Origin of the sequence: Jiangella alba, from assembly GCF_900106035.1 — a bacterium.
Taxonomy (GTDB): domain Bacteria; phylum Actinomycetota; class Actinomycetes; order Jiangellales; family Jiangellaceae; genus Jiangella; species Jiangella alba.
Genome location: NZ_FNUC01000003.1, coordinates 2,976,628 through 2,996,030 on the forward strand (window position 1 = coordinate 2,976,628; position 19,403 = coordinate 2,996,030).

Genomic DNA, 19,403 nt, shown 5'->3' on the forward strand with positions numbered 1-19,403 from the left:
GACCATGGGGGTCGACGATGTCCGAGGCCGATGACGACGCGGGCAACGACGCACGCGCCGGCGTCCGTGAGCTGGTGGCCGTCGTCGTGCTCTCCGTCACGGCGGTGCTCACCGCGTGGAGCGGCTTCGAGGCGAGCAAGTGGGGCGGCGAGATGTCCATCGCCTTCTCCCAGGCGTCGGGCGCGCGGATCGAGGCGTCGCGCTTCGCGGCGGAGGCCGACGCGGCCCGGAACTTCGACCTCGACATCTTCGCGGTGTACGTGCAGGCCGTCGCCGAGGGGGACGACGCGCTCACCGACTTCGTCGAGACGCGGTTCACCGACCACTTCGCGGTGGCCTTCGACGCCTGGATCGCGATGCGGCCGCTGCAGAACCCCGAGGCGCCCAACGGCCCGTTCGCGCTGCCCGAGTACCGGCCGCCGGGCGCGGCCGAGGCGAAGGCGGCCGACGCCCGTGCCGACGGGCTGTTCGCGGAGGCGCTCGAGAACAACCAGCGCGGCGACGACTACACGCTGCTGACCGTCCTGTTCGCCCTGGTGCTCTTCTTCACCGCGGTGTCCCAGCGGCTCCGGTCGGCGACGCTGACCTGGGTCGTCCTCGGTGGCGCGATGACGTTGCTGCTGGTGGGCGTGGGCTTCCTGATCGCCTTCCCGAAGATCATCTGAAGACGGTCGTCCAGTCGTCGCGGACGCTGATCACCGTCCACCCGCGGCGCTCGGCCCGGTCGAGCAGCTCGTCGGCGCCGTCGGTGTAGGCGAACTCGCGGTCCTCGTCGTCGTGCAGGACGACCAGCCGGAGGGCGGGCAGGGACGGCCCGCCGGTGAACTCCAGCATCGGGATGTCACCGTTGGCGTTGCCGGCCGCCAGGATGGGCCGGCGGCCGACCCGGCTCCAGATCCGCACCGCCTTGACCGGCCCGTCGTCGAACACGTCGGGCCGGGCCCGGTACACGACGGACGCGCCGCCGTCGTCCTCCTGGTAGGCGAGCGCGTTGGAGCTGCCGATCACCCGCTCAGCGGGGATGCCATACACCTCGTCGCTGATCGCGCGGATGAAGTCCCGGTCGCCGCCCGAGGCGATGTAGACGGTGAAGCCGTGCGCCTCCAGGTAGCGCAGCAGCTCGACCATCGGCGGGTACGCGCACTGGCGGAACCCGCGGCCCAGCGTGGGGTGCGACCCACGGCGCAGGTACTCCCCCGACGCCGCCAGGTAGTCCTCCGCGGACATCCCGGCGAACGCCCGGACGAACCCGCCCATCAGCACCTTCAGGTCGGAGTCGTCGCCGCGGTAGTGCTTGGTGATGGCGCCGCCCAGCCAGTCGTAGTCGTCGGTGGAGGCCGCCTTCCACGGCTGCTGCTCCCGCAGATCCGGAGTCTCCTCGGCCATGGCCGCCAGCCGCTGGAGGATGAAGCCGATCTCGATCTGCATCGGCTTCTCGGTCCACAGCGTGCCGTCGTTGTCGAGCACGGCGACCCGCTCGACGGGGTCGACGTAGTCGTCGCCGCCCTCCGTGGTGACCCGGCGGACGAAGTCGGTGATCGCCGATCGGGCCGCTCCGTCGCGCCACGAACCGAGCTCGGCGTCCACGTCAGGACTCCAGGATGCCGGAGCTCGCGATGAACCAGATCACGACGATGTCGAGCGCGATGATCAGCAGCGTCCAGAACGGGTAGTTCGGGAGGAAGGCGAAGTTGGCGATGGCGCTCATCCCGGCCAGCGCCATCGCGACGCCGCCGGCGATGGCGCTCCCCGAGAAGAGGAACAGCCCTGCCACCACGAGGATCGCCCCGATGATCAGGTGGCCCCAGCCCCACGCCGTGACGTCGAGGTCGTACGCGTAGCCGGGCCGCGCGGAGAAGACGTCGTCGTCGGCGATCGCCGCCACGCCCTGCAGCGCCTGGAAGGCTCCGGCGAGCATCAGGAGTACCGCCGCCGGCACCGCCTTGTCGCGCGCCGTCGCTGCCGCCGCCCGCGGCTCGTCGTCGGCGGTTGATCGGATGTCGGCCATGCAAGCTCCCGCGCCTCGAGACGATTCGACCAGGTCACTCGCGGTCGTCGCCCTCGACGATCGCCGCCGGGACCGGCCGGCGCCTCACCCCGGCTGGGTGAATCCGCGGACCGGCCGCCGGCGGCGAGGCGGCCAGGACCGCGGTGACCACGAGTCCGAATGGGTTCTTCCCTTCGCTCGGCCGGCCTCGCGCGCGACGTTGTGAGATCGCTGCGTGATTGATGTGAGCACGATGTCGCGTCCACGACCATGACCCCACGTCGTTTCGGCAGCGATCTCACATCGATCGAACCGGCCCTGACGTGGGGTGCAGCGCGCCTTGAATAGGGGTGTACCGGCCGGTGAGGGTGAGCAGTGATGCCACCCGGCCCACCGGACCGGCCGAACGCCGGCCACAGCCACGTACCCGTCCGGCGAACCCATTCGGACTCACTCATCTAGGCTGATGAGATGCCTGTCCTGGGCACCAAGCTGCACGTGCCGAGCCCGCGCCGGCAGCTGGTGCCACGGCCACGGCTGCTCGATCGGCTGCAGGCCGGCCAGGGCTCGTCACCGCGGCTGGTCCTCGTGTGCGCACCGGCGGGGTTCGGCAAGACCACGCTGCTGGCCCAGTGGCTGGCGGAGGCCGCGACCGACGGCGCCCGGGCGCGGTCGTCGGTGGCGTGGCTGTCGCTGGACCCCGGTGACGCAGACCTGCGGCGGTTCCTGACGCACCTCGTCGCCGCCGCGCGGACCGCCGCCCCCGACGCCGGCGCCGAGGCCCTGGCGATGCTGGCCGGCGACCGCGACCCGGCCGCCGAGGCGGTGCTGGTCAGCCTGGTCAACGACCTCGACGCCCACGCCGGCCCGATGGTGCTGGCGCTGGACGACTACCACGTCATCGACGCGTCCGCGGTGCACGACACCGTGGCCTTCCTGCTCGACCACCTGCCCCCGCGGGTGACCGTCGCCGTCGCGACCCGCGCCGACCCGCCGCTGCGGCTCTCGCGGCTGCGCGCACGCGGCGAGCTGCTCGAGTTCCGGGCCGCCGATCTGCGGTTCACCACCGCCGAAGCGGGCGCCTTTCTCAACGAGGCGATGGGCCTGGCGCTCGAGCCGGCGCTGGTCGCCGCCCTGGAGGCGCGGACCGAGGGCTGGCCCGCGGGGTTGCAGCTGGCCGCCCTGACCGCACGCGGCCACGCGGGCTCGGGGGTGGAGGGGTTCGTCGAGGCGTTCGGCGGCAGCCATCGCTTCGTCCTGGACTACCTCGTCGACGAGGTGCTGGACGCCCAGCCCGAGGACGTGCGGGCCTTCCTGCTGCACACGTCGGTGCTCGGGCAGCTGGCGGCGTCGCTGTGCGACGCGGTCACCGGGCGAGCCGACGGACAACGCATGCTCGAGGCGCTCGACCGCGACAACCTGTTCGTCGTCCCGCTCGACGACCACCAGCGGTGGTACCGCTACCACCACCTGTTCGCCGAGGCGCTGCGCGCCCGCCTGCTGGCCGAACAACCGGACCGGCCGCCCGCACTCCACCGGGCTGCCAGCCGTTGGTACGCCGGCTCCGGCCTGCTGGAGGAGGCGATCGGACACGCGCTCGCCGCCGGTGACGTCGAGGCCGCGGCCGACCTGATCGAGCGTGCGCTGCCGGAGGCTCGACGGCACCGGCACGACCGCGACATCGGGACCTGGCTGACGGCGTTGCCGGACGAGGTGGTCCGGCGGCGGCCGGTGCTGAGCACCCAGCAGGCCTGGATGCGGCTGGCCGAGGGCGACCTCGACGGGGTCGAGGTGTCGCTGCGGCACGCGGAGCGGGCCCTGGAGTCGACGCCGCCCGCGGAGCGTGCCGCCGGCGACGATCAGCTGCGCACGGTGCCCGCCTGGATCGCGATCTACCGCGCCTCCGTCGCCCAGGCCCGCGGCGACGCCGGCGCCACGGCCGGGCACGCGCGCCGCGCGCTCGAGCTGGCCGAGCCCGAGGACCACTTCGCCCGCGGCGGCGCCGCCGGCTTCCTCGGCCTGGCCGCGTGGGCCGACGGCGACCTCGAGACCGCGGTCGACACGTTCACGCAGGCCATCGCCAGCCTGCGCGCGGCCGGGAACGTGGCCGACGCGCTCGGCAGCACCGTCGTGCTCGCCGAGCTGTGGCAGGCCCGGGGCCTCCCGGCGCGGGCCAGGCAGCTGTACGAGCAGGCGTTGCAGACCGCGCGGACGCACCCGGGAGTCCCGCTGTCGACCACCGGCGACCTCCACGTCGGACTCGCCGGCGTCCTGCGCGAGCAGGGCGAGCTCGACGCCGCCGAGGAGCAGCTGCGGGCCGGCCGCGCGCTCGGTGATGCGGCGTCCCTGCCCGAGAACCGGCACCGGCGGCACCTCGCCCGCGCCGGCCTCCTGCGGGCCCGCGGCGACCTCGACGGGGCGCTGTCGGAGCTGCGGCAGGCGTCCTCGCTGTACCTGCCGGGCTTCTTTCCCGACGTCCACCCCATCCCCGCCGCAATCGCCCGGCTCCAGATCGCCCTGGGCCACCTCGATCAGGCGTGGGACTGGGCACGCGACCACCAGGTCACCCCGGCCGGCGACCTGAACTACCTGGGCGAGTTCGACCACCTCACCCTCGCCCGCCTGCTCATCGCCCAGCACCGCGCCGACGCCGGCCCCGGCGGCCTCCAGGACGCCACCGGCCTGCTCGACCGGCTCCTCGCCACCGCGCGGGCCGCCCACCGCGGGGCGAGCGCCGTCGACGCCCAGCTGCTGCTGGCCCTCGCCCACGACCTCCGCGGCCGGCGAGCGGCAGCGCTGGCGCTGCTGGACGACGCCCTGGCCGCCGCCGTCCCGGCCGGCTACGCCCGCCTCTTCCTCGACGAGGGCGCCCCGATGCAGGACCTGCTGCGCGCGGCCGCGCGACGGCCACGGACCGGCCCGTTGGCCCGGGCGCTGCTCGCGGCCGGCGCCACCGTCGCGGCAGCGCCACGCGGGGACGCCACGGCGCCCGCCGACGCGCTCAGTGACCGCGAGGCCGAGGTGCTGCGGCTGCTGGCGACCGACCTCACCGGCCCGGAGATCGCCGCGCGGCTGTTCCTGTCCGTCAACACGTTCCGCACGCACACGCGGCACATCTTCACCAAGCTCGACGTGACGACCAGACGGGCGGCCGTCCGGCGCGGCGCCGAACTCGGCCTGCTCTGAGCCGGCCGAGATCACCATGCCGGTCACATCGTCATGTGATGTGCGCTCACCACCCCGGCTCCTAGCGTCCTGGCCAGCCCCGGAATCACCGGGCACCAGGAACAGGAGTCCCGTCATGACCATCACCAGCAGCGACCTCACCAAGGCGGCCGGCGCCGCGGCCGCGATCGCCGGGGCCGTCTTCATCGCCGTTCAGATCGGCCACCCGGCCGGCGACGCCTTCACCACCGACACGGCCGACTGGGTGGCGCGAAGCTGCGCCAAGATCGTGATGGCCGCCCTCGCGCTCGCGGGCATCACCGGCATGTACCTGCGCCAGTACCGCCGATCCGGCCTGCTCGGCCTGGCCGGCTACCTGCTCTTCGCCGCCGGGTACCTGGCCATGTTCTCCGTCGAGGTCATCGCCGCGACCGTCCTCCCCCGCCTGGTCGACACCGAGCCCGGGTTCGTCGACGACGTCGTCACCGCGGCAGCCGGCGGAACGCCGAACGGTGACATCGGCGCACTCCAGACCCTGTTCGACGTCGCCGGCGCCGGCTACCTGCTCGGCGGCCTCGTCTTCGGCATCGCCCTGTTCCGCACCCGCGTCCTGGCCCGCTGGGCGGCGGCCCTGCTCGCCGTCAGCACCGTCGGGACGGCGGCGCTGGCCGTGCTGCCGGAGTCGTTCAACCGGCCGTTCGCCGTTCCCGCGGGCATCGCGCTCATCGGCCTGGGCGTGTCCCTGTGGCGCGGCTCGCGCTCCACCACGCCCGACGCCGACGTGTCCGCCGCGCGGCCCGAGCAGCCCGCCGTCCGATGACCGGCCGGGCGGCGCCGGCGTACGAGATCCGCGTCGCCGGCCACCTCGACGACCACTGGTCGGCCCTGCTCGGCGACCTCACGCTGACCCGCCGGGACGACGGCACCACGTCCCTCACCGGACCCGTCACCGACCAGGCTCACCTGCACGGCGTGCTCGCCCGGATCCGCGACCTCGGGATCCCCCTGCTGTCACTGCGGGTGATCTCCGACGCCGGACCAGCCGCCTGACCACCGGGATCAGCATGGCGACGGCGATCATGGCGAGGCTCACGACCGAGGCGTACCGGTCGACCAGAAGGACGACGTCCACCGCCTGCTGACCGAGCCCGTAGCCGAGGCCCGCGACCAGGCCGGTCATCGCCAGAGCGCCGGCGAAGTCGAGGAACAGGAACGTCACCAGGCGCATCCCGGCCATGCCCGCCATGGCGTACACGACCGGGGTGGGGACACCGGGCAGCACCGCCAGCACGACCGCGACGCGCAGGGCCCACGGCCGCAGCTCGGTGGCGCGGCCGGCGACGCGCAGGGCGCGCTCGCTGGTCGTGAACATCCGGACGATGCCCAGGCCCCACTGCCGGCCCGTCCACCAGGTCAGCCAGTCGAGCTTCACCATGCCCGCGGCCCCGGCCGCCACGACCAGCCAGAGCGGAGCCTCGCCGATCCGGGCGAACGCGGCGGCGGCGCCGATCGCCGTCAGGTCGCCGGTGAGGAACGCCAGCAGGACCGGATGCGAGGCGAGCAGGAACGGCTTCAGCGGCCGCAGCACCAACCCGAGCGCCACCACGGCGAGGATCGCGCCCATCAGGGCCAGGTCCAGGCGGGTGGCGCGACCCTGCCACGGCACGAACCGGCGCCACGGGCCGATCGCTGCGGGCGCGGCGCCGGCAGCGGCCAGGCTGCTGGACGTCCGTTCGACGGTGCTCATGCTTCAAGGCTGGGCGACCCGCCCGTCGAACGGCAGGTGCACCTGTCATGAGTGCGCCGTGCACTCCGCAGGGCCAGAAGGTGCGCCCGAGGTCAAGCAGTTCTGCAAGCGCGCGTCGTGACGTGCCGCGCCGCGGTTCACGCCGTAGGTGGTAAGATCACCACATGCATTTGTACTTCCTGTGACGGCTGAGTAGGCCATCCGCGCTCGTCGAGTCACTCCGAGCCCGCGGCGGCCGCTCTGTTCCGACCCCTTTCGGGTCGCCGTCTTTGCGCACCCCCTGGCCTGGTTCCTGGCTGTGGTGCGCCTGTTCGAAGGATGCGAATGCGCACCCACCGTCTACCCGCGCGCCAGCGCGCGCAACTCATGGCTTCCGATGTCTCGGTGATGCGAGCCGCCACCCCCGTTCTGCACCAGGTCGACCTCACCCTGACCCCCTCGTCGCGGGTCGCGATCGTCGGCGAGAACGGGAGAGGAAAGTCGACCCTGCTCCATGTGCTCGCGGGCACCCTCGACCCCGACGCCGGCACCGTCCAGCGCATCGGCACGATCGGCGTCGCCGAGCAGGAGATGGACACCGCCGACTCGCGCACCGTCGGACAAGCCGTCGCGGACGCGATCGCCGACGCGATCGCGGCGCTGGCGAGGCTCGACGCTGCCAGCCACGCGCTCACCGAGGACGTCGAGTCCGCGGCCGCGGAATACGCGGCCGCACTGGAACTCGTCGACGTGCTCGACGCGTGGGAGGCCGAACGCCGGGTGCTGATCGCGCTCGACGCGCTCGACGCGGAGACCGACCTGACGAGACCGCTCGCCGAGCTCTCCGTCGGACAGCGCTTCCGCGTGCGCCTGGCGTGCCTGCTGGGCGCCGACGACGACTTCCTGCTGCTCGACGAGCCGACGAACCATCTCGACCGCGGCGGGCTCGAGTTCCTGACCGCCCAGCTCCGCTCCCGCGAGGGCGGCGTGGTGGTCGTCAGTCACGATCGAGCCCTGCTGTCGGACTTCGCGGAGACCGTCGTCGATCTCGACCCGTCGCCGGACGACCGTCCGCGCGTCTACGGAAACGGCTACGCGGGCTACCGGGAGGGACGACTGGCCGAACGGGAACGCTGGGAACAGGACTACGAGCGGCAGCAGGCCGAGCGGGCCCGGCTGCAGGACGACCTCACCGCCGCGCAGAACCGGCTCGTCTCCGGCTGGCGGCCGGAGAAGGGCACGAACAAGCACGGGCGCGCCACCCGGGCCGGCAGCATCGCCCAGACCGTTCATCGGCGTCAGGAGGCGCTCGAGGCGCACGCCGTCACCGTTCCCGAACCGCCGCTGGAGTTCCGCTTCCCGGAGCTTCGCGCCCGGGCCGGCGCGACGTTGCTGAGCGTCGAGAACGTCGGCGTCACCGGGCGGCTACGCGGGCCGGTGTCGTTCTCGCTGTCCCGGCACGGCCGGCTGGTCGTGACCGGCCCCAACGGTGCGGGCAAGTCCACCCTGCTCAGGGTCGCCGCCGCCGAGCTGGCGCCGGACACGGGATCGGTGCGCCGGCCCGGCGGCACCCGGGTCGGCTTCCTGCGCCAGGAGAGCGATCTGCCGCCCGATCGGCGGGCCAGCGAGGTGTACGCCACGCGCGTCGACGCGCTCGTCTCCGCCGGCATCGTGGCGCCGCCGGAGGTGATCGGGATGTCCCAGCTCGGTCTCCTGAAGCCGCGTGAGTCGAGCAAGCGGGTGGGCGAGCTCTCGGTGGGCCAGCAACGCCGCCTCGATCTGGCGCTCGTGCTCGCCAAGCGCCCGCACGTGCTGCTCCTGGACGAGCCGACCAACCATCTCTCCATCGCGCTCGTGGACGAGCTCACCGAAGCGCTGGGCGCGACCCAGGCGGCCGTCGTCGTGTCCTCGCACGACCGGCAGCTCCTTCGTGACGTGGCCGGCTGGCCGAGCATCGACCTGTCGGCGACGGCCGGAGTCGGGGTGCCGGCATGACCGTCATGGCCTTCCAGGTGATCGCGCTCGACGACAGCCCGCTCGCGCTCTCGGCGGTCGCGACCGGAATGAGCCTGGGCCTTGCACGTCGCTGCCGCGTCGTTCGCCATGGGGCCGGCGTCCGTCCGCCCCCGGGACTCGCTTCACTCGTCGGTGTGACGAACCCGGTCACGGACACCGGGTGGCGTCGTCGCCGTCGATCTCCCCGAGGAAGGCGCCGAAGTCTCCGACGTGAGCGTCCTCGCCGAGGATCTCGCGCGTGATGTTCCCGATGCCCTGCCGCGGCTCCTCCTGCTCCGACGCGTGCTCACCGAGGTCGTGGTGGGCCACGGCACGCTGAGAGGTGACCACACCGAGGCAGTTCGGGTTCGCCGGTGCGTTCCCGGCCGCACCGGCGGCGACGGCGCCGGCGGGGATGACGGCGAGAGTGAGTCCGCCGATCGCGAGCGCGGCGCGCATCGGTCGCGGGATCCGGATCGAACGCATGAGGGTGCCTCCTCGGTAGTGTCGGGAACGGCGGCTCGGCCGCGCCGGCACCGTAGCGACCGCCGTGCTCGAGATGCGAACGATTCGGCTCCCGACGAATCGTCGGGCGTGCCAGGAGGTGCGAGAGATGTTGCGGCTCCGGATGACGGTCGACGATCTCGCGCGCACGACGCTCGCCCTGCCGGGCCGGTGCGAGGAGCTGCCGGTGAGCGTGCAGGCACTCGAACAGATCGGCCATCCCTACCGCGGGCTGTGGCGCTCCCTCGACGGCCGGGTCCCGGACCGGGCTCGGTGTCTCTGGGAGCTCATCCCGGCCCGCGGTGACGTCCCGCTGTTCCTCGCCCCCGAACTGGTGGACGACATCGACGAGGCCGTCGACATCGTGCAGTCCACGCCGCCGGCGCGGATCAGAGCCGAGATCAGCGCCGGCCGGAGCCGTCCGACGCCGTGGGTGGACGACCTCTGCCGCGGTCGCCCGGCGGCGCTGCGCCGGCTCGCGGCGGCGATGCGCGCCTACCACGACCGCGTCATGACCTCGCTGTCCGACGTCCACCGCCGAGCCCTCCGGGCCGAGCTGGGCCGCCGCACCCACCAGCTCGCGCGCGAGGGCATCGCCGCCACCCTGACCGGGCTGCATCCGTCGGTCCGCTGGTCCGACGGCGTCCTCGAGGTCGCGGGGCCGGTGCACGCCGACATCGACCTGTCGGGGCGAGGCCTGCGCGTCATGCCGTCGGTGTGGCCCCGCCCCGGGTTCGCCCTCGGCTGGGGCACCCCGACGCTGTCGTACCCGGTCCCCTACGGCGTCTGGCTCGCCGAGTCCGACGCCGGCCGCGACGGTGCCCAGGCCGCGCTGGGCGCCACTCGCGCGAAGGTCCTCCACGCCTTGGCGGACGCTCACACCACCACGTCCCTCGCCCGTGCGCTGCGGATCAGCCCGGCCTCGGCCTCCGCGCACACCACGGCCCTGCGTCGCGCCGGGCTGATCAGCAGCCACCGCGAGGGCAAGACCATGGTGCACACGCTGACCTCGGTGGGGCTCGCGGTGATCGACGCGGCGCCCGGCCCGGGTGGGTGACGTCGGAACGTCACCCGCCCGGACGCCTCACCGGCCGACGGCGCTGCGGGCGGCGGCGCGGACCAGTGCGCCGTGCTCGCGGCTCTCGATCACGCCCTCGGCCAGCAGCCGGTCGGCCACCGCCCCGACGTGTCTGACGAACGCTCCGTGGTCGTCCCACGCGCGCTCGTCGGCGATGCGGTCGTTGATCGAGCAGCCGCCGCCGGCCGCGCGGTTCGGCAGCCCGCTGTCGACGCCGCCGATCACCACCGTCTCCCGGCCGTCCGTCTCCGGACAGGTCACCTCGACCGCGACGGTCGCGGTGCGGGTCTGGGTCCGGTCCGCGACGGTGAGAGTCACGTCGAACGTGCCACCCACGTCGAACAGATGCGACCCGGTGACGTCGTGCCCGGCCGCGACCTCGGTCACCACGCCGGGCGACCCACCCGTGCCGTCGCCCCAGTCGATGCTCGCGGTCAGCGACGCGCCGGGGTTCCCCCACCCGCCGGTGACGCCGGCGAGCACGTCGCCGAACTCCTCGCCGACGGCGGCGGTGACCCCGGTCGCGGGCGTGACCTCGAGGTTCAGCTCGGGATCGCGGTAGTCCGCGAGCTCGGTGAAGATGCCGTAGAGCGTCCGGGCCGGAACGTCGTACGCCAGCGTCATGAACACGCCGGGCTCGATCTCGACGCTGGACGGGTTGGCCTGGTCGCCGTGCCCGGAATCGTAGATCGGTATCTGGTGGTGCCCGCTCCAGTCGCCGCTGGCGTCCGGGACGAGCACCCCGCCGGTCGGCCGGTTCGCCACCCCGGCGATCCCGTAGGTGACCAGCACGCTCCCGTCGTCGAGCAGCAGCTGGTCGTGCGAGGACGCCGGGATGTCGGACGGTTCGGCGGGGGTCCAGGTGTACCCGTTGTCGAACGACCGGGACACGTACAGCACCTGCGGGTTCGAGGTGGCCCGCAGGCCCGCCACGATCTCGCCGCTGGGCAGCACGGTCAGGTTGGGCTCCTGGAAGTGGATGCGGTCGTCCACCGCGATGGTGACCTCGTCGTCGCCCTCCCAGGTCAGGCCGCCGTCGGTGCTGCGCACCACGGTGGCCCGCTGAGACGGAGCGGAGGACACCGAGCTCAGCAGGATCCAGTAGGCGTTGCCGGTGCCTCCGGCGGCGGTGTCGCCCTGGATGCCGAAGGTGAACCCGTTCGCGAACCGCTCCGGCGCGAAGGTGAAGCTGAGGTGCTTCTCGTCGGACGCGGGGTGCGGGCACGTCAGCGACGTGATCTGGGTGCTGCTGTCGTCGAGGAGCCGGACCGCACGGTTGTCCGTCCCGGCGTCGCCGAACGGCGCACCGGTCACCTCGACGTCGCCCCGGACGGCGCAGCCGGCCGGCGGCTCGCCGAGCGGTTCGTCGTCGAACGTCCGCACGTCGAGCTCGGCGGACGGCGGCGCCTGCGCTCCGACCGCGAGGTCGTCGACGTAGAACTCCATGCCGGTCGGCGCCGTGCCGGCCGACGCGAACGTGACGTTGGTGAGGTTCACCGTGTCGTCGCGGCGCACGTCGGTGCTGAACGTCTCGTCGCCGACCGTGATCTCCAGGCTGGTGGCGGTCGCGTCCACCGACACCGGCTTCAACCGGCCGGGCGTGCCGAAGTCCTCGACGCGGCCGAGCGTCTGCCACCCGCTTCCGTCGTAGATGCGGACGTCGACGTCCTGACCGGCCGAGCCGGGCCTGACACCGTAGAGCGGGGCCAGCAGGTCGCCGTCGGCCAGTTCGACGATCGGGCCGTGGCTGGCGGACCAACCGTCCGCCGAGGCACAGCCCTCCGCCGGGGGCGGCTGCGCACAGCTCATCCGCGTGTCGAGCCAGATCGGGTCGCTCCAGGTCCGGCCGTCGTCCTCGGAGCGCACCACGTGGGTGCCCAGCTGCCGCGAGCCGGCCGGGTCCTCCCAGCTGGTGACGAAGTAGTCGAGCAGGATGGTGCCGTCGGAGAGCCGGGTCAGCTTCGGGTCGCGGTTGTCGAACCGGCCGGTCACGGCCGTGCGCGGCTCCGACCAGGTCGCGCCGTTGTCGTCGCTCTCGGTCACCCTGATCAGGCCCTGGGGGTCGACGTGCCCGACGCCCGAGTAGTAGGCGGCGAGCAGCCGGCCGTCGTCCAGCCGGATCACGGACGGGAAGCGCGGCGCCATGCCTTCGGGCTCGACCGCGACGACACTGCGCCGCTCGACCGCCACCGTCAGGGCCGACCGTCCGGACGTTCCGGCCGAGCCAGTGACGTCGACGACGACACTGTGCGGCCCGGTCTCCGAGTACGGATGCGAGCCGATGACGTCGAACCGGCCGGGCTGCCCGGATGCCTCGACCGTCGCCGGCTCCGGGCCGGCGCCCCAGTCGACCGTCGCCTCGAACGTCTCGCCGGACGCCGCGCCGATCGGGCGGAAGCTCACCAGCCGGAAGGCGGGCGAGGGCTCCCCTTCGCTCACCGGGTTCACCCAGGACGCGATGTCCACGAACTGCAGCCCGACGGGGTCGTCGGTGAGCTCGGTCCCCACCGCCAGGTCGTCGAGGTAGAACTCCATGCCCACCGCGGATCGACCGGACGAGGAGAACACGACGGCGCCGAGGTTCACGGTGTCGTCACGGCGCAGGTCCGTGATGAACGTCGCGCCGGCGGCGGTGATCTGCGCGACGTGCATGGTGGCCGCCACCGTCACCTCGGTGAACTCACCCGGCGAGCTCAGTCCCTCGACCCGGCCCAGCTGGTTCCAGGCGGCGCCGTCGTACACCATGACGGTCGCGTCGTCGGTGCCGGCGATCGGGCTGATGCCGAACCACCACGCGTTCCCGGTGCCGCCCGCGGCCGTGTCGCCGCGGATGCCGAAGAGCAGCGGCCCGCCGTGGCGCTGCGGGTTGAACCCGAAGCTGACGTACCGCTCGCCGGAGTCCGGGTAGGCGCACGTCATCGTCGTCGTCCCCGCATCGGTGTCGTCGATCAGGCGGACGGCCCGGTTGCCCGCGCCGGCAGCACCGAACGGCGCCTCGCCGACCACGACGTCACCGGTCGTCGCGCAGCCTTCGGGCGGCTCGCCGAGCTCCTCCCCGTCGAACGTTCGCACGTCGATCGCCGCGGCCGGGTCCACCTCTTCGGCCGCAGGCGCACCTGCCGCGACAGCCAGGGAGACGGTCGCCGCCGCCGTGAGGGCGGTCAAGCGGCGCGGCCATGATCGCCAACGGATCGGGCTGGACATGAGCACCTCCATGCAGTGGACGGGTGCTCAGAGCAGACATAAAAGATCATTCCATGTCAATGCCACATAACGCCCGGTGAGACCGGCTCCGACCGTGGGCGTCCGTCACCCGTGGCGCGCCGCTGTAGTCACCCTCTACAGTCGGTTCACGCGGGGCGGGCCAGTGTGTTGACGGCGGCGCCGAAGAGGCGGGGCAGGGCGGTCGCGGCCGGCACGATCGCGCGTCGCCCGGCCGTGGTCGAGGTGGCGCCGACCAAGGCGCGCGTCAGCAGCTCGTAGCGCCAGGTCAGCCGCCGCCAGCTCGTCTCGTAGCCGGACGGCGCGCCGGCGACGATCGCGGCGACGGCGGCGCGGGCCTGCGCCATTCCCAGCGCGACGCCCTCGCCGGTGAGGGCGTCGACGTAGCCGGCGGCGTCGCCGACCAGCAGGATGCGCCCGGCCACCCGGCGCCGCGACCGCTGCCGCAGCGGACCGGCGCCGAGCACCGTCGTCACGGGCCGGCCCTCGACCCGCTCGAGCAGGGCCGGGAACGCGCTGAGGTGCTGGTCGAACGGTCCCCGCTTGCGAGTGAGCACCGCGATCCCGACCAGCCCGGGCGCGACCGGCGTCACGTAGGCCTCCGCCGCCGGCGACCAGTGCACCTCCACGTAGTCGGTCCAGGGAGCCAGCCGCACGTGCAGCCGCTGCCCGAACCGGCGGGTCGTCGTGACCGGGGCGTCCAGGCCGAGACGTCGCCGGAGCGGCGAGTGCAGCCCGTCGGCCGCCACGAGGTACCGCGCGCGGACCCCGTCGACGTCGACGCCGCCCGCGTCCTGCCCGACGGTGTGGACGGCGGTGGGCAGGACGGGCACGCCGGCCTCCTCGACCGCGCGGCGCAGCGCGTCGTGCAGGATCGTCCGCCGGACGCCGCGGCCGGGGCCGGCACGGAAGTCGGCGACCACCGAGCGGCGGCCCGACACGTACCGGATCCCCCGCAGCAGCTGCCCCTCCGGCTCGATGCCGAGGTCGCCGAGCGCGGCGACGGCGCCGGGCATCAGCCCCTCGCCGCACGCCTTGTCGATCGGCCCGGCCTGCGGCTCGAACACGACGACGTCCAGGCCCGCGCGGGCCGCGTGCAGCGCCGTCGTCAGTCCGGCCGGGCCGCCGCCGGCGACGGCGAGGTCGATCACGGCGCCGCCCCCTCGCGGCTCAGGGCCGTCAGCGCCGCGTTCTCCACCGACAGCCTGACGGCGAGCAGCGCGGCGTTGAGCGCCGTGAACACGACCGCCGTGATCCAGGCCGAATGCACCAGCGGCAGCGCGAACCCCTCGACCACGACCGCGACGTAGTTCGGATGACGCAGCACCCGGTACGGCCCGCCGTCCACGCGGTCGAGGCCGGGAACGACGATGACCCTGGTGTTCCACTGATGCCCGAGCGTCGCGATGCACCACCAGCGCAATGCCTGCGACGCCACGACGAGCGCCAGCATCGTCCAGCCGAGGGCCGGCACGAAGTCGGGCCGGCGGATCCACACCTCCGCGACGGCGCCGGCCAGCAGCGCCGTGTGCAGGACCACCATGATCGGGAAGTGCCGCTGCCCGTGCTCCACGCCGCCCCGGGCGAAGCTCCAGGCCGCGTTCCGCTTCGAGACCACCAGCTCGGCCAGCCGTTCCAGGCCGACCAGGCCGACCAGCACGGTGAACAGGATCTCGGACATGATCACGCTCGCAGCAGGACGAGTTCGAGGCAGAAACCTGGGCCCATGGCCAGCATGATCCCGTACGACCCCGGCCGCGGCGGGCGCAGCTCGAGCGTGTCGGCCAGGACGTGCAACACCGATGCCGACGACAGGTTGCCGATGCGATCGAGCGAGTCCCACGTCACCGCCAGCGCGTCGCGGTCGACGCCGAGCGCCTCCTGCATCGCCTCCAGCACCTTCGGCCCGCCGGGATGGCACACCCACCAGCCGACGTCCTCGCGGCCCAGCCCCTGCGCGGACAGGAACCGGTCGACGTCGGCGCCGACCCGGTGGCGCACGAGGTCGGGGACGTCCGCGCTCAGCACGATGCGCAGGCCCGACGATCCGACGTCCCAGCCCATCACCCGCTCGGTGTCCTCGTAGAGCCGGCTGCGGCTGGCCAGCACGGCGGGACGCAGGCGGCCGGGCGGCGGCGCGATCGCGGCGGCCCGCTCCTCGCCGGCCGCGACGACCGCGGCGGCGCCGTCGCCGAACAGGCCGCTGGCCACGAGGTTCGGGATCGACGCGTCGCCCCGCTGGACCGTCAGCGAGCACAGCTCCACCGACAGCAGGACGGCGACCTCACCGGGATGGCCGAGCAGGTAGTCGTGCGCCCGCGCGACGCCCGCGGCGCCGGCCACGCAGCCCAGGCCGACGATCGGCACCCGTTTCACGTCGTCGCGCAGGCCGATGCGCCCGGCGATCCGGGCGTCCAGCGACGGCACCGCGATGCCGGTGATCGTCGTCGAGACGATCAGGTCGACGTCGGACGGCGTCAGCCCGGCGGCGTCCAGCGCATCGGTGACCGCCCGCGAGCCCAGCTCGACGGCCGCCGTCACGAACGCGTCGTTGGCCGCGCCGAAGTCGCCCAGGCTCGCATAGCGCTCCTTCGGCAGCGCGAGATGGCGGGTGCTCACGCCGGCGTTGGCGTGGAATCGCTCCAGCAGGGCCCGGTCGTGGCGGCCCTCCGGAGCCAGCATGGCCGCGACCTGCGCCGTCAGGTCGGCCTGCGCGTACTTGTGGTCGGGCAGAACCCCGCGGACCGACAGAATGCGCGTCATCGTCCATTAATACTCGAATACGGCGCGCCTAAACTGCCTGCGTGGCGGTGGCGACGGCGGCGACGGGCCTGGTGCGGGCCTGCCATCCGGAGCCGACGGCGGCGGTGACGGCGCTGAGCGGGCTGCTGGCGCTGCGGCTGGGACACGATCCGGGCACGCTGACGCTCGTGATGGCGGCCGTGTTCACCGGGCAGCTCACGGTCGGGTGGTCCAACGACCTCGTCGACGCCGGCCGCGACGTCGCCGTCGGCCGCACGGACAAACCGCTGGCCACGGGCCGGGTCTCGGCCCGGACGGTCGCCGTCGCGCTGGCGGTCGCGGCGGCCGCCTGCGTGGTGCTGTCGCTGGCCCTCGGCCCGGCCGCCGGGCTCGTCCACCTCGGCCTGGTGGGGTGCGGCGTCGGGTACAACCTGCTGCTGAAGCGGACGGCGCTGTCGTGGCTGCCGTACGCGGTCGCCTTCGGGCTGCTCCCCGCGGTGGTGAGCCTGGCCCTCGACCCGCCGCAGTGGCCGCCGTGGTGGATGATCGTCGCCGGTGCCCTGCTGGGCGTGGGCGCGCACCTGGTCAACGTGCTGCCCGACCTCGCCGACGACGCCGCGACCGGTGTGCGCGGGCTGCCGCACCGCATCGGCCCCGCGCGGACGCGGGTCGTCGCCGTCGTCGTGCTGGTCGCGGCGTCGCTGCTGGTGGTGCTGGGGCCGGGCCGGCCACCGGCGTGGGCGTGGGCCGGCCTGGCACTGGTCGTGGTCCTCGCCGCGGTGGCGCTGCGCGGCCGGGGCTCGGCGCCGTTCCGCGCGGCGATGGCCATCGCGCTGGTCGACGTGGTGCTGCTGGTGCTGCGCAGCTGAACCTCGTGCGGCTGGGTAGTGCTCCGTGCATGGATGAGCCCTGGGATCTCGTCGTCGTGGGCGCCGGGCCGGCCGGAGCGGCGGCGGCGCTCGGCGGGTTGACGGCCGCGCCCGGCCTGCGGGTGCTGCTGCTGGATCGGGCCGGTTTCCCGCGCGACAAGGCCTGCGGCGACGGCATCTCGCCGGACGCGACGGCCGTGCTGGCGGACCTCGGTCTCGCGGACCTGCTGGACGACTGGACGCCGGTGCGGCGGCTGGAGCTCGCGCGCGGCACGCACCGGGTGTCGCGGCCCATGCGCCGGCCGGTCCGGGTGGTGCCGCGCCGCGTCCTCGACGACCGGCTGCTCGGCGCCGCTGTCAGCGCCGGAGCACGCTTCGAGCGGCGCCGCGTCCGCACCGTCGTGACCCGCGGCGACGTCGTGGTGGTCGACGACGAGCTGGCGGCGCGCGTGGTGGTCGGCGCGGACGGCGCCTACTCGGTCGTCCGCCGCGCCGCGGGCGCCCCCGCGGTCCGGCGCCGGGCCATCGCCCTGCGCGGGTACGTCCCGACGACGCCGCGCTGGGCCGGCCGCCAGATCATCGCGTTCGACCCGGACGACACCCAGGCCTACGCCTGGTGCTTCGACCGCGGCGACGGCCTGGCCAACGTCGGCTACGGCGCGTTCGGTCGCAACGGACTGACCCGCACCGCGCTGCTGCGGCGACTGGGCGAGCTGCTGCCCGGCGCCGACGAGGGCGCCGACTGGCGCGGCCACCACCTGCCGCTGTCGTCGTGGCGCTGGTCCCAGCCCGGCGGCCGCCTCCTGCTGGCCGGCGACGCGGCCGGCCTGATCAATCCCATGACGGGCGAAGGCATCCACTACGCGGTGACGACGGGCGCGGCGGCCGGACGCGCGGCCGCGGCCGCCCTGCTCGCGGGGCGGCCGGACACCGCGGGCGCGCGGCACCGCGCGGCCGTGCGCCGCCTGCTCGGGCGACATCTGCGCCACACCGCCGCGGCGGCCCGGCTGGCCACCGCGCCGGCCGTGCTGACCGCCGGCCTCTCCGCGGCCGATCGCGACCAGCACGTGTTCGACGACCTGGTCGACCTCGGCCTCGGCGAAGGACGCCTGACTCCGCGGGTCATCTCGGGCCTCGCCCGCGCCGTCGTCACGGGCCGGGGGCGGCCGCACGCGGATCGAACGCGCGACTGACGACCGAGAAGTCGCGGCGCTCCGCCGCAGCCTGCCGTGGTGAGCGTCGTCGTCTCACGGATGCGAGAGCATCAGGTCGCCAGCAACCCGAGATGAGGCCCCGTCAGCCTGCGGCGAGCAGCTCGTCGCGGTGCGCGGCCAGCCACGTGCGTTCCTGCTCGATCTCGTCGGCGCTGCCTTTCGCGAGGAAGCTGGCGTAGGGCTCGATCCCAGCACCGCCGCAGGCGCGGATCCGGTCGCGCTCGAAGCACTGGACGTCGTCGAGCACGTCGAGCACGTGGGCAGGGTCCTCGTCGAGCTCGTCGCACCAGACGGTCAACCGGTGCGCGCGCTCGGACATCGTCGGCGTCGGGCCGGTCGAGCGGTAGCCGGTCCGGTCGCGCAGCGGCACGAAGTACCAGGCGCCCTGGGCTGCGTCCCACCCGGCCGGAGCGGGGCCGGCGGTGTCCCAGTCGATGATCCCGGTGAGACGGTCGCCGTCCCAGAGCGTGTTCCACGGCGCCAGGTCTCCGTGCCTGATCTCCTGGTGGCCGTCCGTGCGAGGACCGCCGTGCCAGACGGCGTCAGCGGGTGCGTCGAAGCTGCGCAGCGCAGCCTGCATCCGACGCACGGCGGACGCGACCGCACGAAGCCCCTCATCCCGTAGGAGGACCGCGGGCCACGGCCACCACGCGACCTCACCGGGCAGGAACCGCAGGATCTCTCTCCCCCGCTCGTCGATCCCGAGCGGTTCGGGCACGAGGTCGAAGCCGGTGCTGCGCAGGTGGCGCAGGAGCGCGTGCACCGCCGGCGTCCACGGCCCGGCGTTGCGCCGGACCGTCTCGCCGCGCTTGAACACCACGTTGGCGAAGCCCCCGCTGAGCCGTTCCTCCGCGTCATCGCTCATGCCAGAAACGTATCCAGTCCTCGGCCGCTCCAGCCG

General features: G+C 73.9%; 16 protein-coding genes. 7 read left to right on the forward strand and 9 right to left on the reverse strand.

Annotated elements, in window-relative coordinates:
* Positions 1-17: 17 nt before the first annotated feature.
* A complete protein-coding gene (locus tag BLV02_RS16105) occupies positions 18-665 on the forward strand; it encodes a hypothetical protein (RefSeq protein WP_069111694.1) in 648 nt (215 codons plus the stop codon).
* Here the strand turns inward: BLV02_RS16105 and BLV02_RS16110 are convergent.
* Positions 658-1,587: an HAD family hydrolase gene (locus BLV02_RS16110; protein ID WP_069111693.1), complete on the reverse strand. Its 930-nt coding sequence runs from the start codon at positions 1,585-1,587 to the stop codon at positions 658-660. The two genes, BLV02_RS16105 and BLV02_RS16110, sit on opposite strands and share 8 nt — an antisense overlap.
* Before the next feature lies 1 nt (position 1,588).
* Complete coding sequence (locus tag BLV02_RS16115) at positions 1,589-2,008, reverse strand: DUF7144 family membrane protein (RefSeq protein WP_069111692.1); 420 nt, start codon at positions 2,006-2,008, stop codon at positions 1,589-1,591.
* Positions 2,009-2,458: 450 nt separating this feature from the next.
* Between BLV02_RS16115 and BLV02_RS16120 the strand changes: the two genes are divergently transcribed.
* Entirely contained in the window at positions 2,459-5,173 is a 2,715-nt protein-coding gene (locus tag BLV02_RS16120; RefSeq protein WP_069111691.1) for a winged helix-turn-helix domain-containing protein, read from the forward strand.
* A gap of 115 nt (positions 5,174-5,288) precedes the next feature.
* Positions 5,289-5,972, forward strand: coding sequence for a hypothetical protein (locus BLV02_RS16125; protein WP_069111690.1), 684 nt, complete (start codon positions 5,289-5,291; stop codon positions 5,970-5,972).
* A gap of 126 nt (positions 5,973-6,098) precedes the next feature.
* On the opposite strand, the gene BLV02_RS16135 is transcribed toward BLV02_RS16125, so the two are convergent.
* Complete coding sequence (locus BLV02_RS16135) at positions 6,099-6,899, reverse strand: DedA family protein (protein WP_069111688.1); 801 nt, start codon at positions 6,897-6,899, stop codon at positions 6,099-6,101.
* 318 nt (positions 6,900-7,217) lie between these two features.
* Between BLV02_RS16135 and BLV02_RS16140 the strand changes: the two genes are divergently transcribed.
* Positions 7,218-8,873 carry an ATP-binding cassette domain-containing protein gene (locus BLV02_RS16140; RefSeq protein ID WP_141711595.1) on the forward strand — a complete coding sequence of 552 codons (1,656 nt, stop codon included), beginning with the start codon at positions 7,218-7,220 and terminating at the stop codon, positions 8,871-8,873.
* A gap of 168 nt (positions 8,874-9,041) precedes the next feature.
* Here BLV02_RS16140 and BLV02_RS36555 read toward each other — a convergent pair whose 3' ends face one another.
* On the reverse strand, positions 9,042-9,359 hold the full coding sequence (locus BLV02_RS36555) for a hypothetical protein (protein ID WP_069111686.1): 318 nt from the start codon (positions 9,357-9,359) through the stop codon (positions 9,042-9,044).
* Between the two features lie 127 nt (positions 9,360-9,486).
* Between BLV02_RS36555 and BLV02_RS16150 the strand changes: the two genes are divergently transcribed.
* Positions 9,487-10,434: an ArsR/SmtB family transcription factor gene (locus tag BLV02_RS16150; RefSeq protein WP_069111685.1), complete on the forward strand. Its 948-nt coding sequence runs from the start codon at positions 9,487-9,489 to the stop codon at positions 10,432-10,434.
* A 27-nt stretch (positions 10,435-10,461) separates the two neighbouring features.
* On the opposite strand, the gene BLV02_RS16155 is transcribed toward BLV02_RS16150, so the two are convergent.
* From BLV02_RS16155 to BLV02_RS16170, 4 genes are all read right to left on the reverse strand, one after another.
* Positions 10,462-13,620: a sialidase family protein gene (locus tag BLV02_RS16155; protein ID WP_171906750.1), complete on the reverse strand. Its 3,159-nt coding sequence runs from the start codon at positions 13,618-13,620 to the stop codon at positions 10,462-10,464.
* Between the two features lie 185 nt (positions 13,621-13,805).
* Positions 13,806-14,828, reverse strand: a complete 1,023-nt coding sequence (locus BLV02_RS16160; RefSeq protein WP_069111683.1) for an NAD(P)/FAD-dependent oxidoreductase — start codon at positions 14,826-14,828, stop codon at positions 13,806-13,808.
* Complete coding sequence (locus tag BLV02_RS16165) at positions 14,825-15,358, reverse strand: isoprenylcysteine carboxyl methyltransferase family protein (protein WP_074946481.1); 534 nt, start codon at positions 15,356-15,358, stop codon at positions 14,825-14,827. Before BLV02_RS16165 ends, BLV02_RS16160 begins: the two co-directional genes overlap by 4 nt.
* A gap of 2 nt (positions 15,359-15,360) precedes the next feature.
* A complete protein-coding gene (locus BLV02_RS16170; protein ID WP_069111682.1) occupies positions 15,361-16,440 on the reverse strand; it encodes a type III polyketide synthase in 1,080 nt (359 codons plus the stop codon).
* Positions 16,441-16,481: 41 nt separating this feature from the next.
* Here BLV02_RS16170 and BLV02_RS16175 point away from each other — a divergent pair, with 41 nt between their 5' ends.
* Together BLV02_RS16175 and BLV02_RS16180 are read left to right on the forward strand one after the other, a co-directional pair.
* Positions 16,482-17,288, forward strand: coding sequence for a UbiA family prenyltransferase (locus tag BLV02_RS16175; protein ID WP_069111681.1), 807 nt, complete (start codon positions 16,482-16,484; stop codon positions 17,286-17,288).
* A 29-nt stretch (positions 17,289-17,317) separates the two neighbouring features.
* Positions 17,318-18,481 (forward strand): NAD(P)/FAD-dependent oxidoreductase, encoded by a 1,164-nt coding sequence (locus BLV02_RS16180; protein WP_069111680.1) that lies wholly within the window; start codon positions 17,318-17,320, stop codon positions 18,479-18,481.
* A gap of 103 nt (positions 18,482-18,584) precedes the next feature.
* Here the strand turns inward: BLV02_RS16180 and BLV02_RS16185 are convergent, their stop codons facing one another.
* Complete coding sequence (locus BLV02_RS16185) at positions 18,585-19,367, reverse strand: aminoglycoside phosphotransferase family protein (RefSeq protein ID WP_069111679.1); 783 nt, start codon at positions 19,365-19,367, stop codon at positions 18,585-18,587.
* Positions 19,368-19,403 lie beyond the last annotated feature (36 nt).